The sequence below is a fragment of the Micromonospora sp. 15K316 genome (assembly GCF_004348525.1).
Lineage (GTDB): Bacteria > Actinomycetota > Actinomycetes > Mycobacteriales > Micromonosporaceae > Micromonospora.
This window is the reverse complement of sequence record NZ_SMKG01000163.1, coordinates 1-13,349: the sequence shown is the minus strand read 5'-3', so window position 1 is coordinate 13,349 and position 13,349 is coordinate 1. Positions and strand designations below refer to the sequence as shown.

General features: G+C 72.7%; 13 protein-coding genes. 7 read left to right on the top strand and 6 right to left on the bottom strand.

Translation table 11 applies throughout. The annotated features are described in order from the left end of the window. Window positions 1-68 precede the first annotated feature (68 nt). Complete coding sequence (locus E1211_RS23915; RefSeq protein WP_132351255.1) at window positions 69-1,277, bottom strand: low temperature requirement protein A; 1,209 nt, start codon at window positions 1,275-1,277, stop codon at window positions 69-71. A gap of 135 nt (window positions 1,278-1,412) precedes the next feature. Between E1211_RS23915 and dnaG the strand changes: the two genes are divergently transcribed. After that, window positions 1,413-3,278: a DNA primase gene (gene dnaG / locus E1211_RS23910; RefSeq protein ID WP_132351254.1), complete on the top strand. Its 1,866-nt coding sequence runs from the start codon at window positions 1,413-1,415 to the stop codon at window positions 3,276-3,278. Continuing rightward, window positions 3,279-3,815 carry a hypothetical protein gene (locus tag E1211_RS23905; RefSeq protein WP_132351253.1) on the top strand — a complete coding sequence of 179 codons (537 nt, stop codon included), beginning with the start codon at window positions 3,279-3,281 and terminating at the stop codon, window positions 3,813-3,815. 29 nt (window positions 3,816-3,844) lie between these two features. Here the strand turns inward: E1211_RS23905 and E1211_RS23900 are convergent, their stop codons facing one another. Continuing rightward, a complete protein-coding gene (locus E1211_RS23900) occupies window positions 3,845-4,864 on the bottom strand; it encodes a TAXI family TRAP transporter solute-binding subunit (protein ID WP_132351252.1) in 1,020 nt (339 codons plus the stop codon). Then, entirely contained in the window at window positions 4,861-7,227 is a 2,367-nt protein-coding gene (locus E1211_RS23895) for a TRAP transporter fused permease subunit (protein ID WP_243709668.1), read from the bottom strand. The genes E1211_RS23900 and E1211_RS23895 overlap by 4 nt, the downstream gene beginning before the upstream one ends. Before the next feature lie 94 nt (window positions 7,228-7,321). On the opposite strand from E1211_RS23895, the gene E1211_RS23890 reads away from it, so the two are divergent. Both E1211_RS23890 and E1211_RS23885 read left to right on the top strand, forming a co-directional pair. After that, window positions 7,322-8,254 (top strand): ABC transporter ATP-binding protein, encoded by a 933-nt coding sequence (locus tag E1211_RS23890; protein ID WP_132351251.1) that lies wholly within the window; start codon window positions 7,322-7,324, stop codon window positions 8,252-8,254. Between the two features lie 90 nt (window positions 8,255-8,344). After that, the gene (locus E1211_RS23885; protein ID WP_132351250.1) at window positions 8,345-8,884 is read left to right on the top strand and encodes a hypothetical protein; all 540 of its coding nucleotides are present in this window, start codon (window positions 8,345-8,347) and stop codon (window positions 8,882-8,884) included. Between the two features lie 72 nt (window positions 8,885-8,956). Here E1211_RS23885 and E1211_RS23880 read toward each other — a convergent pair whose 3' ends face one another. After that, on the bottom strand, window positions 8,957-9,298 hold the full coding sequence (locus tag E1211_RS23880; protein ID WP_132351249.1) for a hypothetical protein: 342 nt from the start codon (window positions 9,296-9,298) through the stop codon (window positions 8,957-8,959). Further along, window positions 9,298-9,612 (bottom strand): PadR family transcriptional regulator, encoded by a 315-nt coding sequence (locus E1211_RS23875; protein WP_132351248.1) that lies wholly within the window; start codon window positions 9,610-9,612, stop codon window positions 9,298-9,300. Before E1211_RS23875 ends, E1211_RS23880 begins: the two co-directional genes overlap by 1 nt. Window positions 9,613-9,832: 220 nt before the next feature. Between E1211_RS23875 and E1211_RS23870 the strand changes: the two genes are divergently transcribed. From E1211_RS23870 to E1211_RS23860, 3 genes are read left to right on the top strand one after another with little or no spacing between them, the layout of a single operon-like run. Continuing rightward, entirely contained in the window at window positions 9,833-10,633 is an 801-nt protein-coding gene (locus tag E1211_RS23870; protein WP_132351256.1) for an ABC transporter permease, read from the top strand. 11 nt (window positions 10,634-10,644) lie between these two features. Further along, window positions 10,645-11,454, top strand: coding sequence for an ABC transporter permease (locus tag E1211_RS23865; RefSeq protein ID WP_132351247.1), 810 nt, complete (start codon window positions 10,645-10,647; stop codon window positions 11,452-11,454). 60 nt (window positions 11,455-11,514) lie between these two features. Continuing rightward, window positions 11,515-12,573 (top strand): YihY/virulence factor BrkB family protein, encoded by a 1,059-nt coding sequence (locus E1211_RS23860; RefSeq protein ID WP_132351246.1) that lies wholly within the window; start codon window positions 11,515-11,517, stop codon window positions 12,571-12,573. Between the two features lie 81 nt (window positions 12,574-12,654). Here the strand turns inward: E1211_RS23860 and E1211_RS23855 are convergent, their stop codons facing one another. Then, window positions 12,655-13,128 (bottom strand): hypothetical protein, encoded by a 474-nt coding sequence (locus E1211_RS23855; RefSeq protein ID WP_132351245.1) that lies wholly within the window; start codon window positions 13,126-13,128, stop codon window positions 12,655-12,657. Window positions 13,129-13,349: the final 221 nt, after the last annotated feature.

Here is a 13,349-nt window from a genome sequence, read left to right as displayed (position 1 = left end):
CGCCCCGCCCCGCCTCCCCGCCTCGGCTCGCCGACCCGGGCGGGATCGGAGGGCCGGATGCCGCCGGGTCAGTCGGCGAGGATGGCTGCCCTCTCCTGTTCCCGCTGTTCCCTGCCGAGCAGAACGGTGTGCAGCACGGCGTACCCGGCGATCGCCGCGCTGAGCAACACGAGCGTCAGGAACGGCGAGGTGACGGTCAAGGCGATCGCCCAGACCGCGCCGATGCCGTACGCGGCGACCAGGGTGGCGCGGACCGAAACCCGGATCGCCAGCCAGTACAGGCCCAGCCCGCAGACGAGCCAGAGGGTGGTCGAGCCGGCGAGCAGCAGGCGTACCGCTCCGGTCAGCGTCCTTTCGTGGTGGACCTCCCGGACGATCTGCCCGAGCGCCCAGCCGAGCAGCAGTAGGCCGCCGTTGAGCAGGTAGTGCAGGTAGGTGTAGGGCTGACCGCCGCGCAGCCGGTGGATGGGGATGCCCCCGGTGACGAAGGCGGCGTAGATCCACCAGATCGCCCCCGGCACGACGGAGGCGAGCGCCGCGGTGAGGGACATCTTCCGGTTCGGGTGGTCCGGCACCGTGGCGAGCAGATTGGCCACCGTGCTGCCGAGCACGATGATGACGAACTGGCCGATCCGCTCCGGCAGGTGCCGGACGTCCACCGGCCACCGGCTCAGCCAGCGGTAACCGGCCCAGGGCGTGGCGAGCTCGATCGCCGTCCCGACGATCCAGAACGCCGGCCGCAGATGCCCGGGGACGGCCAGCGAGGCCAGCCAGAGCAGCCAGCCGAGCCCGAATCCGACCAGGTAGACGGCGGTGCCCGCCCGGGCCACCCGGGTGCTGGGGCGGGCTCGGAGGTAGAGCAGGAGCAGCACGCCGCGGACGATCAGGTAGCCGACCGGCAGCATCTCGCCGTCGGGCACCTCGTCCACCCCGAGGGTGATCGCCCCGGCGCCGACCAGCGCGAGCAGCAGCAACAACCGGTGCCCCAGGTCATCCGCTTCGTAGCGGGTGGCGTAGTAGGCGTGTCCCACCCAGGCCCACTGCACCACCAGGAAGAGCCCGAACAAGGCGACCACGCTGCCCAGCCGGGGGGTGGGATCCTCGCCGAGGCGGTCCACCACGGCCGCCAGGGCGAACACGAAGATCACGTCGAAGAAGAGTTCGAACCAGGTGGCGTGCCGGTGGCCGGCCTCGTCGACGGTGGCCGTCGGCCGGCGCGCGAACGCGCGGCCGGCCAATCGGGCCCATCGTCTGGCACCGCCCCGTCGCCCCTTCATCTGCCTATGCTCGCCGGATCGGGTCGACACCCGGGACGGAAACGGGCAAGCCGCTCGCGATCCGGCTCACCCGGCGTGCCCCCGGCGGCGCATCCCCGGCGCGGCAGGGCAGGATGTAACCCGAGGGGGTGGCCGATGGCGGGGCGGATCCGGGACGAGGACATCGCGCTGGTCCGCGAGCGCACCTCGATCGAGGAGATCATCTCCGAGACGGTGACCCTCCGGTCCGCCGGCGGCGGCAACCTCAAGGGGCTGTGCCCGTTCCACGACGAGAAGAGCCCCTCGTTCAACGTGTCGCCGGCGCGCAACGTCTGGTACTGCTTCGGCTGCGGCGCCGGCGGCGACGCGATCAAGTTCCTGATGGACGCCGACCACCTCAGCTTCGTCGAGTCGGTCGAGCGGCTCGCCGGCCGCGCCGGCATCCAGCTGCGGTACGTCGAGACGGATTCGGGCCCGTCGCGGAGCCGGCCGCAGCAGGGGCAGCGGCAGCGGCTGGTCGCCGCGCACGCCGCGGCCGTCGAGTTCTACCAGTCCCAGCTCACCACGGCCGGTGCTCGGCCGGCCCGCGAGTTCCTGGCCGCGCGCGGTTTCGACCGGGCGGCGGCCGAGCGCTACGGCTGCGGCTTCGCCCCGGACGCCTGGGACCAGCTCACCAAGCACCTGCGCCAACAGGGGTTCACCGCCGACGAGCTGGTCACCGCCGGGCTGTCCCGGCCGGCCCGGTCGGGTTCGCTCATCGACCGGTTCCGTCGGCGGCTGCTCTGGCCGATCCGGGACCTCACCGGCGACGTGATCGGCTTCGGCGCGCGCAAGCTCTTCGACGACGACGGCCCGAAGTACCTGAACACTCCCGAGACGCCGATCTACAAGAAGTCGCACGTCCTCTACGGCATCGACCAGGCCAAGCGGGAGATCGCCAAGCAGGGCAAGGTGGTCGTCGTGGAGGGCTACACCGACGTGATGGCGTGCCACCTGGCCGGTGTCACCACGGCCGTGGCCACCTGCGGCACCGCCTTCGGCGCTGACCACATCGGCGTGCTGCGCCGGCTCCTGCTCGACACCGACGCGGTGGCCGGCGAGATCATCTTCACCTTCGACGGGGACGCGGCCGGGCAGAAGGCCGCCCTGCGCGCGTTCGACGACGACCAGCGCTTCGTGGGGCGTACCTTCATCGCGGTCAGCCCCGACAACATGGACCCGTGCGAGCTGCGCCTGGCCAAGGGTGACCTGGCCGTCCGCGACCTGGTCGCCCGCCGTGAGCCGCTTGTCGACTTCGCGCTCCGGCACGTCATCAGCCGCTACGACCTCGACACCGTCGACGGCCGGGTGGAGGCGATGCGCCGGGCCGCGCCCCTGGTCGCCAAGATCAAGGATCGGGAGAAGCGCCCCGAGTACGTCCGCAAGCTCGCCGGCGACCTCGGCATGGAGATCGAGCCGGTGCAGCGGGCCGTGCAGAGCGCCGCCTCGGGCGCCGGTGAGCGGGAGGCGCCCGCCCGGCCGTCCCGGCCGGCCACCGAGCCGGGTGTGGACAGCCCCCAGTCGATGGTCGAACGCGAGGCGTTGAAGCTCGCCCTCCAGCAGCCGGTGCTCGCCGGGCCGATGTTCGACGCCGTGGAGGCCGCCGAGTACCGGCACCCCGTCCACGTGGCGGTACGCGAGGCGATCGCGGTGGCCGGTGGGGCGGTGGCGGCGGCCGGTGGGGCGGTCTGGATCGAATCGGTCCGGGACGCCTGCGCCGACCTGGCCGGCCAGGCGCTCGTCGCGGAGCTCGCCGTCGAACCGCTGCGCATCGACGGCGAGCCGGACCCCCGGTACGTCTCGGTGACCATGGCCCGGTTGCAGTGGGGGTCGGTCACCGCCCGGATCAGGGACCTCAAGTCCCGGATCCAGCGGATCAACCCGATCAGCAACAAGGACGAGTACTTCGCGCTCTTCGGTGAGCTGCTGTCGCTGGAGCAGCACGCCCGGGCGCTGCGGGAGCAGGCCGCGGGAGGACTGTAGATGGGACTGTTCAACCGGCGACCCAAGCTGCGCCCGGCCGACCGGCCACCCCTGGCCCGCGATGAACGGGTGCTCGCCTGGGCCGCGGCCGGTGACGGCGAGGGCGGCGCCGTCCTGGTCGCCAGCAACCTCGGCATCTGGCTGCCCGGCCGGCCGGAGCGGGTGGGCTGGCACGAGCTGATCAAGGCGACCTGGTCCGGCCGGGAGTTGACGCTGACCGTGGCCGAGCACGTCGGCGAGCGGGACGGCTACCTGGTGGTCGCCGACGCCGCCCCGCAGACGTACCTGCTGCTCGACCCGGGCGACCTGCCGCACCAGGTGCGGGCGCGGGTCACCCGGTCGGTGGCGTACACCCAGCACCACCGGGTGCCCGGCGGCGCCGGCCGGATCGCCGCCCGGCGGGCCCCCGGCGTCGACGGCCTGACCTGGACCGTCCGGTACGACCCGGGGACCCCACCGGACGACGCCGAGGTGACCGCCGAGACCGACCGGCTGGTGGAGGCGGCCCGGGCCGCGACCGCCCCCGCCGACGTCTGACGCCGCGGGAGCGGTCGGCGACCCGTGGGTCAGCGGGCGCCCAGCTCCTGCAACGCCTTCTCCGCGCCCCGGTGCAGCGGCACCGGGTCGGTGCGCCGGGCGTTCTCCAGCGAGATCCCCTTCGCGGCCGGGTTCGCCTGGGCCAGCGCGTCCTTGCGATCGAAGAGGGTGCGCGTGATGGCGCAGGCCACGTTCGCGTCCAGGTTCGTGCGCACCAGCAGCACGTTCGGCACCACGATGGTCGGGGTGTCCGCGGCCGTCCGGTACGCGTCCCGGCCGATCGTGCCCGCCTGGTAGGCCGGGTTCAGCTCGGCCATCTTCGGCAGCAGCGGGGTGATGTCGAGGAACCGCACCCGGTCGCCGGCGGTGGTGAAGAGGTCGGTCACCCCGCCGGTGGGCAGCCCGCCGGACCAGAAGAAGGCGTCGATGCTGCCGTCCTTCATCCCCTCGACGGTCTTGGTGAGGTCGAGCCGTTGGGCCTGGATGTCCTTCGCCGGGTCGAGGCCGGCCGCCTGGAGCAGCCGGTGGGCGATCACCTCGGTGCCGGACTTCGGCGAGCCGGTGGAGATCCGCTTGCCCCGCATGTCGGCCACCGAGGAGATGCCCGCGTCGTTGCGGACGACGACCTGGGTGTAGTTGTCGTAGATCCGGGCCAGCGCCTGCACCGGCTGCGCGGAGGAGAAGCTCTCCTTGCCCTGGACCGCGTTGACCGCCGTGTCGAAGAGGGAGAAGGCGACGTCGTACTGACCCGCGACGAGCTGCTCGATGTTCTGCACCGAGGCGCCCGTCTCAGCGGCGGTGCCGGTCAGCCGGCCGCCGGTGGCGGCGGGGAGTTGACCGGCGAGGGCGTTGCCGACCACGTAGTAGACGCCCGTCGAGTTCCCGGTCGCGATGCCGACCCGGGTGTCCCGGGCCACCTCGCAGGTGACCTCGCTGGCCGTGTCGTCCTGTGCCGCCCCACCCTGCCGGCCGCCGCAACCCGCCAGCCCCGCGGCCGCGACGGCGAGCACGCTCACGCCCGCGAGGAGCCGAACCTTCTTCCCGCTCACTGTGTTACCTCCTTGAGCTCAGCACTTGTCCCGGCCCGCCCACCGGACCGACCGGCGGATCCGCGGCGTACGAGCACCCCCGCGACGGCCACGGCGGCCAGCCCCACACCGATCGCCACCGCCACCGGCTCCAGCCGGAGCAGGACCACCCCGGCCAGCGCGGCGAGCACCCGTTCCGGGGTACCGGCCGGTCCGACGCCGGGCAGCCAGCCCCCGGCCGCGACGGCGAGTACGGCGACGCTGAGCGCGAGGACCACGGTGGCCGTCAGGACCTGACGCGGCCCGCCGATGCCGAGCAGCCCGAGCCCCGCGGGAGTGATCACGAAGGCGATCGGGATGAGGTACGCCGGCAGCGCGTAGCGCAGGGTCTGCCACATGGTGGGCACCAGCCGTCCGCCGGTGACCGCCGCCGCGGCGACGGCGGCGAGGGCGGTCGGCGGGGACGCCTCGGAGAGCACCGCGAAGTAGAAGACGAACATCGCGGCGGCCGGGGCGGCCACCCCGAGGTCGAGCAGCGCCGGTCCGATGATCACCCAGCCGATCACGAAGGAGGCGGTGACCGGCACGGCGAGCCCGAGCAGGGTGAGCGCGACCGCGGCGAGGACCGCGGTGAGCACCAGCACCACGGCCGGGTCGTCGCTGACCGCCCGGGCGCCGTCCACCAGCAACGCCGCCGCCTGCGGGCCGAGGCCGGTCTTCGTGGTGGTCGCCGTGATGATGCCGGCGGCGGCGCAGACCGCGGTGACCGCCAGCACGCCGCGCACGCCGCCGACCAGGGCGGCGGTCAGCCGGCCCGGGGTGAGCCGGTGCGCCCGGTCCAGGAGGGAGAGCAGGGCGGCCAGCACTGTCGCGAGCACCACCGCCCGGGTGGCCGACATGCCCACGGCGAGCAGCACGATGATGACGATCAGGGACGCGAAGTGGTAGCCGAACCGGCCGAGCAGCCGCCACGGGGAGGCCGCGTCCACGACGACCGCCCGGACGCCCGAGCGGCGCGCGTCGATCTCCACCGAGAGCAGGATGCCGAGGTAGTAGAGGACGGTCGGCACGGTGGCCCAGCCGAGCACCTGGAGGTACGAGACGCCGAGGTACTCGGCGATGATGAACGCCGCCGCGCCGAGCGTGGGCGGGGAGAGGATCGCGCCCACCCCGGCCGCGGCCAGCATGCCGCCGGCCCGTTCCGCCGGGTAGCCGGCCCGCCGCAGGATCGGCCAGGTCACCGCGCCGATGCTGACCGTCGTCGCGGCGCCCGAGCCGGAGACGGTGCCGAGGAGGAACCCGGAGGCGACCGCGGTGCGTCCGGCGGCGGTCCGCGACCGGCGGAACGCCGCGCTGGAGAGCTCGACGAAGAACCGGCCCGCGCCGGAGAGATCCAGCACCGCGCCGTAGATCGTGAAGAGCACGATGTACGACGCGGCGACGTCCAGCGGGGTGCCGTAGAAGCCGCTGTCGGAGTTGTAGAAGGCGTCGACGAGCTGGCCGAAGTCGAGCCCGGCGTGCGCCACCGGCCAGGACTGCGGGAGCAGACCGCCGTAGTAGCCGTAGCCGAGGAAGAGCAGGCACACCGCGGGCAGGATCCATCCGGTGGTACGCCGGCACGCTTCGAGCAGCAGCAGGAGCAGCACGGTGCCCATCGCCAGGTCGGCCGGGGCGAGCAGCCCCTGCCGGTCGAGGAACGCGTCGTAGCCGCCACCACCCGAGCCGAACGCAATGGGCAGCACCGGGTACAGGCAGGCGATCAGTGCGAGCGCGGCGAGCGACCAGTCCACGACGGTGGGCCGGGACCGGTTCACCGTGCCCGACCGTTCGATCCGCCGGCCGGCGCCGCCGGCCCCGGACCGCCGCCGCGCGGGCCGCGCTCCGATGTGCTCGTCCGCCTGCTCACCACCCGAGCCGGCGCGTCCTCCCGGGCGGCGGCGTGCCGGGAGCCGCAAACCGGCAGGGTAGGCGAGGAAGACCAGCGGCAGCACACCCGCGAGGAAGACGATCAGGTAATACTTGCTGCCCTGCGGCAACGGCCGGAACACCTGCCAGAGGGCGAGCAGACCGACGGCCACCGCCGCCGCGCCGACGAGCAGGTTGGTCGCGCCGGTGAGCGTCCGGCCGGGCTTCTCGTCCTCGAACTGCGCGGCCAGCTCGGGCAGCGCGTCCGGATCGGGCCGCGGCGCTCCGCCGGACCGTCCACCGTGCTGCTCGGCCGGCGTCTCGTCGACGGCGGCAGGGACGGTCCGTCCGGGGGCTGCCGGTTTCTCGGGCGTGCGGACCCGCCCCTGGGTGGACCCGTCGGGACCGTTCACCGCCTCCTCCGGTGCGGGCCGGCGCGGCGTCGGGGGCGAACCGTCGGGGGAGCGGGTGGACGCCACAGAGGGAAGATACACGCTGATTGATGGCCTGCGGGGGTGGCGCCGCCCGGGTAAATCGGGTGGAGCTGTCGGACCCGGCGGTTAGGGTCGGGCGGTGACCAGGGCTCAGCCACTCATCCAGGCCCACCGGCTGGTGAAGCGGTTCGGTGACTTCACCGCGGTCGACGGCATCGACGTCGAGGTGCTCCCCGGGGAGGCGTTCGGCTTCCTCGGCCCCAACGGCGCCGGTAAGTCGTCCACGATGCGGATGATCGGGTGCGTCTCCCCGCCGAGCGGCGGCACGCTGCGCATCCTGGGCATGGACCCGGTCCGCGACGGGCCGGCGATCCGGGCCCGGCTCGGAGTCTGTCCCCAACTGGACAACCTCGACCCCGAACTCACCGTCCGGGAGAACCTGACCACCTACGCCCGCTACTTCGGCGTGCCACGTCGGGTCGCCCGGCAGCGGGCCGGCGAGCTGCTGGAGTTCGTCCAGCTCGCCGAGCGCGCCGACAGCAAGGTCGAGCCGCTCTCCGGTGGCATGAAGCGGCGGCTCACCATCGCCCGTGCGCTGGTGAACGAGCCGGAGATCGTGCTTCTCGACGAGCCGACCACCGGGCTGGACCCGCAGGCCCGCCACCTGGTGTGGGAGCGGCTGTTCCGGCTCAAGCAGCAGGGCGTGACGCTGGTGCTGACGACGCACTACATGGACGAGGCCGAGCAGCTCTGCGACCGGCTGGTCGTGATGGACGGCGGCCGGATCGTCGCCGAGGGGTCACCCCGTGCGCTGATCGAGCGGCACTCCACCCGTGAGGTGGTGGAGCTGCGCTTCGCCGCCGAGTCGCAGGAGGCGTTCGCCGGCAAGCTCGACGGGCTCGGCGAGCGGGTCGAGGTGCTGCCCGACCGGATCCTGCTCTACGTCGCCGACGGCGACGCGGCGGTGGCCGAGGTGCACACGCTCGGCCTCAACCCGGCCAACGTACTGGTCCGCCGCAGCAGCCTGGAGGACGTCTTCCTGCACCTCACCGGCCGCACGCTCGTCGACTGAGGGGCAACGGGGCCGGGTGGGCACCCGTAAGATCGCTCCGGGCGTCCGGCCGGTTCGGCTGGGCGGGCGCCGGTGAGCGGAGGTGAACGAGTGTCCGGTGTGGAGGTCCGCCTACGGCATCAGGACGGATTGGCGGCGCTCTACCTCGGCGTCTTCGCCACCGTCTGGTTCAGCGTGCCGGCCGCCGAGCAGCCACTGCGCGGCCTGCTGGTGGCCGGGAGCGTGGCGGCGCTGTTCACCGCCGTCGCCGGTGGTGTCGTCACGGCCCGGTCCCGGGGTGCGGCAGCCGGCCCGCGCGACCGGGCGGATGACCGTCGTTACCTCCTGATCGTCCTGGCCGAGTTCGCCCTCGCCGGGCTCGGCGCGGCGGCGCTGACCGTCGCCGGGTGGCCGGAGTACATCCCCGTCCTGGTCTGCGCGGTGGTGGGGCTGCACTTCTTCCCGCTCGCCCCGCTGCTGGGCAACCCGCTGCTGCGACACCTCGGTGTGGCGACGTGCGCCGTGGCGCTGGCCGGGCTGCTGACCGGGTTGCTGACGGCGGTGCCGGCCGGCGTCGTCGTGGGCACCGGGGCCGGCGCCCTGCTGCTCGGCTACGCCCTCCGGTCGCTGGTGCGCGGCGTCCGCGGCTGAGCCACGGGCTTCGCACACCAGCGACCGGCGGCGTCGCGGTCTCCGGCGGACGGTCCGGCGAGGACCGCGGCGTCAGCCGGCGATGAGCAGGCCCGCGCCGGCCAGCAGGGTCAGCGTGAGCACGGCGGCGAGGGCGGCGGCGCGGCGCTTGGCGTTGGCGCCGCCAACGAGACGCAGGGCGAGGGCGAGAGGGCCGATGGGCTGCATGGTCCGGGTTCCCTTCCGGTCGAGGACGGTGATCACGGTGGCGGCGCCGAGGATGCCGGCGGCGAGCCGTAGCGGAGACAGACCCAGCTCCGGCGCGCCGTGCACGTCGGCCTGCCACTGTTCGAGGTGGCGCGCGCGCCGGTCGCGGGCGAGCAGGCGCGCGGCGCAGCGGACGACGGTGAGTGCGACGCGGGCGGACGCCGTCATCAGGCCTCCCGGGGGCGGATGAGCCGCTGCCGGGCCTCCCGCGTGGCGGCCTGCGCGCTCACCCTCCGCGCCGCCACGGCGCCCTCGGCGGTCAGCTCGTACATCCGCCGCCGCGGGCCACGGCGTTCGGTCACCTCCTCCCAGTGCGACGTGAGCCAGCCGTTGCGCTCCAGCCGCTCCAGCAGCGGATAGACGCTGCCCGAGGGGCGTCCGGTCAGCTTGATGATCTCCAGGCCCCACCGCGGCCGGTCGCTGTCCAGCAGTACGCGCAGGACGTCGACCGTCGCGGCCCCGATGCGTCCGAGTGGCTCCACGCATCAAGACTACCTATGTAGATTAAGGCTGTCCAGCGAATGCGGAATCACCGTCCCGCGCTTCGTCGTCACCCGCCGTGACGGGAAGGGCACCCGGAAGCGTGGCGGAAACTGCCGCGACACGGACGCCGGGCGGCCGTAGGGTGGCGGCGGCTGTCGTACCCCTCGGGTACGAAGGCTGCGACGGCGGAGAGCGGGTCGGGGGGTGGTCGTGGTGGGCGTGACCCCATCGGTGCGGGAGCGGTCCCGACCGGCGCTGCCACGGGTGCCGGCGCTCACCGTGTTCAACTTCCACCTCGTCGCCTACCGGCGCACCTGGCGGGCCGGCGTCTTCTCGTCCTTCCTGCTGCCGGTCCTGACGGTGCTGGGGTTCGGCGTCGGCGTCGGCGCTTACATCGACCAGGGCGTCGGCGGTGTGAGCTATCTCGATTGGCTGGTGCCCGGCCTGATCGCCTCGACGGCGTTGCAGGTGGCGCTCGGCGACGCGACCTGGCCCGTGTTCAGCAACTTCCAATGGATAAAGACCTACTACGCGCAGAGCTCCGCACCACTGCGGGTGGGTGACATCCTCGCCGGCCAGTTGCTGTACGTGATGTTCCGGGTGCTCACCACGATCGCCGCGTTCCTGCTGGTCACCGGTCTGTTCGGGGCGCTCCGGTCACCCTGGGCGGCGGCCGCCCTGCCGGTGGCGGCGCTGCTCGGCCTGGCGGTCGCCGCACCGACCTTCGCCTACAGTGCCACCGTCGACAGCGACAGTTGGCTCGCCCTGCTGTTCCGTTTCGCGGTCATCCCGATGACCCTCTTCGCCGGGGTGTTCTTCCCGGTCGACAACCTGCCCGAGGGGCTGCGCTGGCTGGCGTTCGCGACGCCGCTCTGGCACGCCGTCGACCTGTGCCGGGCAGCGACGCTCGGCGTCGCCGCGGAGTGGTCGGTCGCCGGTCACCTGCTCTACCTCGCGGCCTGGGCGTTCGCCGGCGGCCTGCTGGCCCGCCGGGCGTTCCGCCGCCGGCTCGTCGTCTAGGAAGGCCGATAGTGGTCGCTCTGGTCCTGCCCCGGCTGATCGACGTCTCCGCCGCGTCCCGGCGCTCGCTCTCCGTGGCCGAGCGGAACATCGCGGCGTTACGGTCGGTCTACTGGCTGCTGCTCGTCTCCGGCTTCGTCGAGCCGCTGCTCTACCTGCTCTCCATCGGGGTGGGCGTGGGCGCGTTGGTCGGCGACCTCAGCCTCGCCGACGGGCGAACGGTGGGCTACGCGGCGTTCGTCGCCCCCGCCATGCTCGCGTCGTCGGCGATGACGGGGGCGCTCGCCGAGACGACGTTCAACTTCTTCGGAAAGATGAAGTACATGAAGCTGTACGACGGGGTGATCGCCACCCCCGTGCGGCCGTTCGAGATCGCTCTCGGGGAGCTGGGCTGGGCGATGCTGCGGGGCAGCGCCTACTCGGCCGCCTTCCTGGTGGTGATGACCGTGATGGACCTGACCACCGTCGCGCGGGCGGCGACCGCCCTCCCGGCCGCCGTGCTGGTCGGCTTCGCGTTCGGCGCGTCGGGCATGGCGCTGGCCACGTTCCTGCGCAGTTGGCAGGACTTCGACCTGATGGGCTCGGCCCAGTTCACCCTCTTCCTCTTCTCCGGCACATTCGTCCCCGCCGAGGCCTACCCGACCGTGCTGCGCTGGCTGGTCGAGGTCACTCCGCTCTACCGGTCGGTGCATCTGGTCCGCGACGTCACGCTCGGCGCCGGGGGCTGGTCGTGGCTCATCGACGTGCTCTACCTGCTCCTCGTCGTGGCGGTGGGGCTGCTGGTGGCGGCGCGCCGGATGGGGCGGTTGCTCTACCGGTAGAGGGTTACCCACCGCTTCCTCGGGGCATTGCCGCAAGGCATACGCGACGAGGAGGGGTGAATGGCCGCTGACGAGCCCGTCCGCCGAGGACCCGGCCGTGACGGCGACGCCGCGCGGTCTGCCACCGACCGCCCCCAGCGGACCCGGGAGCCGGCCGGGCCGGAGGAGGGCCCGGAGAGCCCTGCCCAGCTGCCGGGCACCGGGTGGCTGGCGGCGTTGCGCCGGACGGTGAAGGAGTTCCGGGAGGACAACCTGACCGACTGGGCCGCCGCGCTGACCTACTACGGGGTGCTCTCCATCTTTCCCGGCCTGCTCGTGCTCATCTCCATCATCGGCCTGCTCGGGCCGGGGGCCGCCGAGGGCGTCAAGGACACCGTGGGTCAGGCCATCCCGCAGGGCAACATCCAGCAGATCCTCGAGAGGGCGATCGAGCAGGCGCAGAAGTCCGGGGGACTGGCCAGCGCCGGCGCGGTGCTCGGTCTGCTCGGCGCCTTCTGGTCCGCGTCCGGCTACATCGCGGCCTTCATGCGCGCCTCGAACGCCATCTACGACGTGCCGGAGGGGCGACCCATCTGGAAGACGCTGCCCACCCGGATCGGGGTGACCGCCGTGATCGGGGTGATGCTGCTGGTCAGCGCGGTGATCGTGGTCTTCACCGGTCGCCTGGCCAGGGCGGCCGGGGACGCGATCGGGCTCGGCTCCACGGCGGTGACGGTCTGGAACATCGCGAAGTGGCCGGTCCTGCTGGTCCTGGTCAGCCTGATGTTCGCGATCCTCTACTGGGCCTCGCCGAACGCCCGGCACGGCGGCTTCCGTTGGGTGAGCCCCGGCGGGGTACTGGCCGTGGTGCTCTGGCTGGTGGTCTCCGGGCTGTTCGCCGTCTACGTGAGCAACTTCGGCTCGTACAACAAGACGTACGGGACCCTCGCCGGTGTGATCATCTTCCTGGTCTGGCTTTGGCTCACCAACATCGCGATCCTGCTCGGGGCCGAGTTCCAAGCCGAGCTGGAGCGCGGCCGGGCGATCTCCGCCGGCCACGACGCCGACGAGGAGCCGTACGTGGAGCTGCGCGACGACCGCAAGCTCCGCAAGTCCGCACGCCGGCGCGACGGACGATGAGTTCCGCGCGTCCTCTCGGGACGCGAAACCGCCTGCCGTGCCGGCGGAGGGCGCGGCAGGCGGTTTCGGTTCGCTGCGACGTCAGTCGCAGAAGTCCAGGTCGCACCAGCCGTTCAGAGTGACCTCCTGGAGGTCGTTGACCTTGTGCCAGCCCGGGTAGTACTTGTTTCCGACCGTGTCGGTGTAGTAATAGCCAGCCGGCACCTGGAATCCGTCGGTGTCCCGGAATTCGTAGTAACTGCTGGAGTCGGAACCCGAGCCGGCGCCCGCCGGAAGCATCATGGTCTTCGTGTTCGACGGCCAGTTGCCCGAGATTTTCACGGAACGGCCGAGCCGGTTCTTCACCTCGCCGCAGAAGATGCCGGCGGTGCAGTTGCCGAGTGGGGCGATGTCCCCGCCGGCGGCCGTCGGTGCGGCCCGCGGCGTGGTCGGGGCGACGACGGCCCCGCTCGCGGAATCCGACCCTGGCGCTGCCGCCTGGGCGGCGGACGGTGTGATGAGCGCGAACAGCGTCGCCGCCGAAACGGCCGCGAGAATGCGCGTCCCATGGTTCATTGAATTCCTTCCTGCCGGGGTGTCGGGGCACGCCAGAACGGGAGGTGGCCGCACTGGAGAATTGCGGTACGCGAGCTCGCCCCCGTAGCTGTCGTCGTCGGGGGACGCTATCCGGCACGTTGATTGATGTCAATCGATGGTGAATGGTGTGGCGCTGCGCCGTCGCCGATTCCGCAGGTCGGAGGTGCGGGGGTCGAGAAGGGTCGGCGGGGGTGCGGGCG

Coding starts and splice junctions, on each gene's coding strand:
- E1211_RS23855 (WP_132351245.1), bottom strand. CDS start 13,128: ATGAACCATGGGACGCGCATTCTCGCGGCCGTTTCGGCGGCGACGCTG.
- E1211_RS23915 (WP_132351255.1), bottom strand. CDS start 1,277: ATGAAGGGGCGACGGGGCGGTGCCAGACGATGGGCCCGATTGGCCGGC.
- E1211_RS23880 (WP_132351249.1), bottom strand. CDS start 9,298: ATGACGGCGTCCGCCCGCGTCGCACTCACCGTCGTCCGCTGCGCCGCG.
- dnaG (WP_132351254.1), top strand. CDS start 1,413: ATGGCGGGGCGGATCCGGGACGAGGACATCGCGCTGGTCCGCGAGCGC.
- E1211_RS23905 (WP_132351253.1), top strand. CDS start 3,279: ATGGGACTGTTCAACCGGCGACCCAAGCTGCGCCCGGCCGACCGGCCA.
- E1211_RS23860 (WP_132351246.1), top strand. CDS start 11,515: ATGGCCGCTGACGAGCCCGTCCGCCGAGGACCCGGCCGTGACGGCGAC.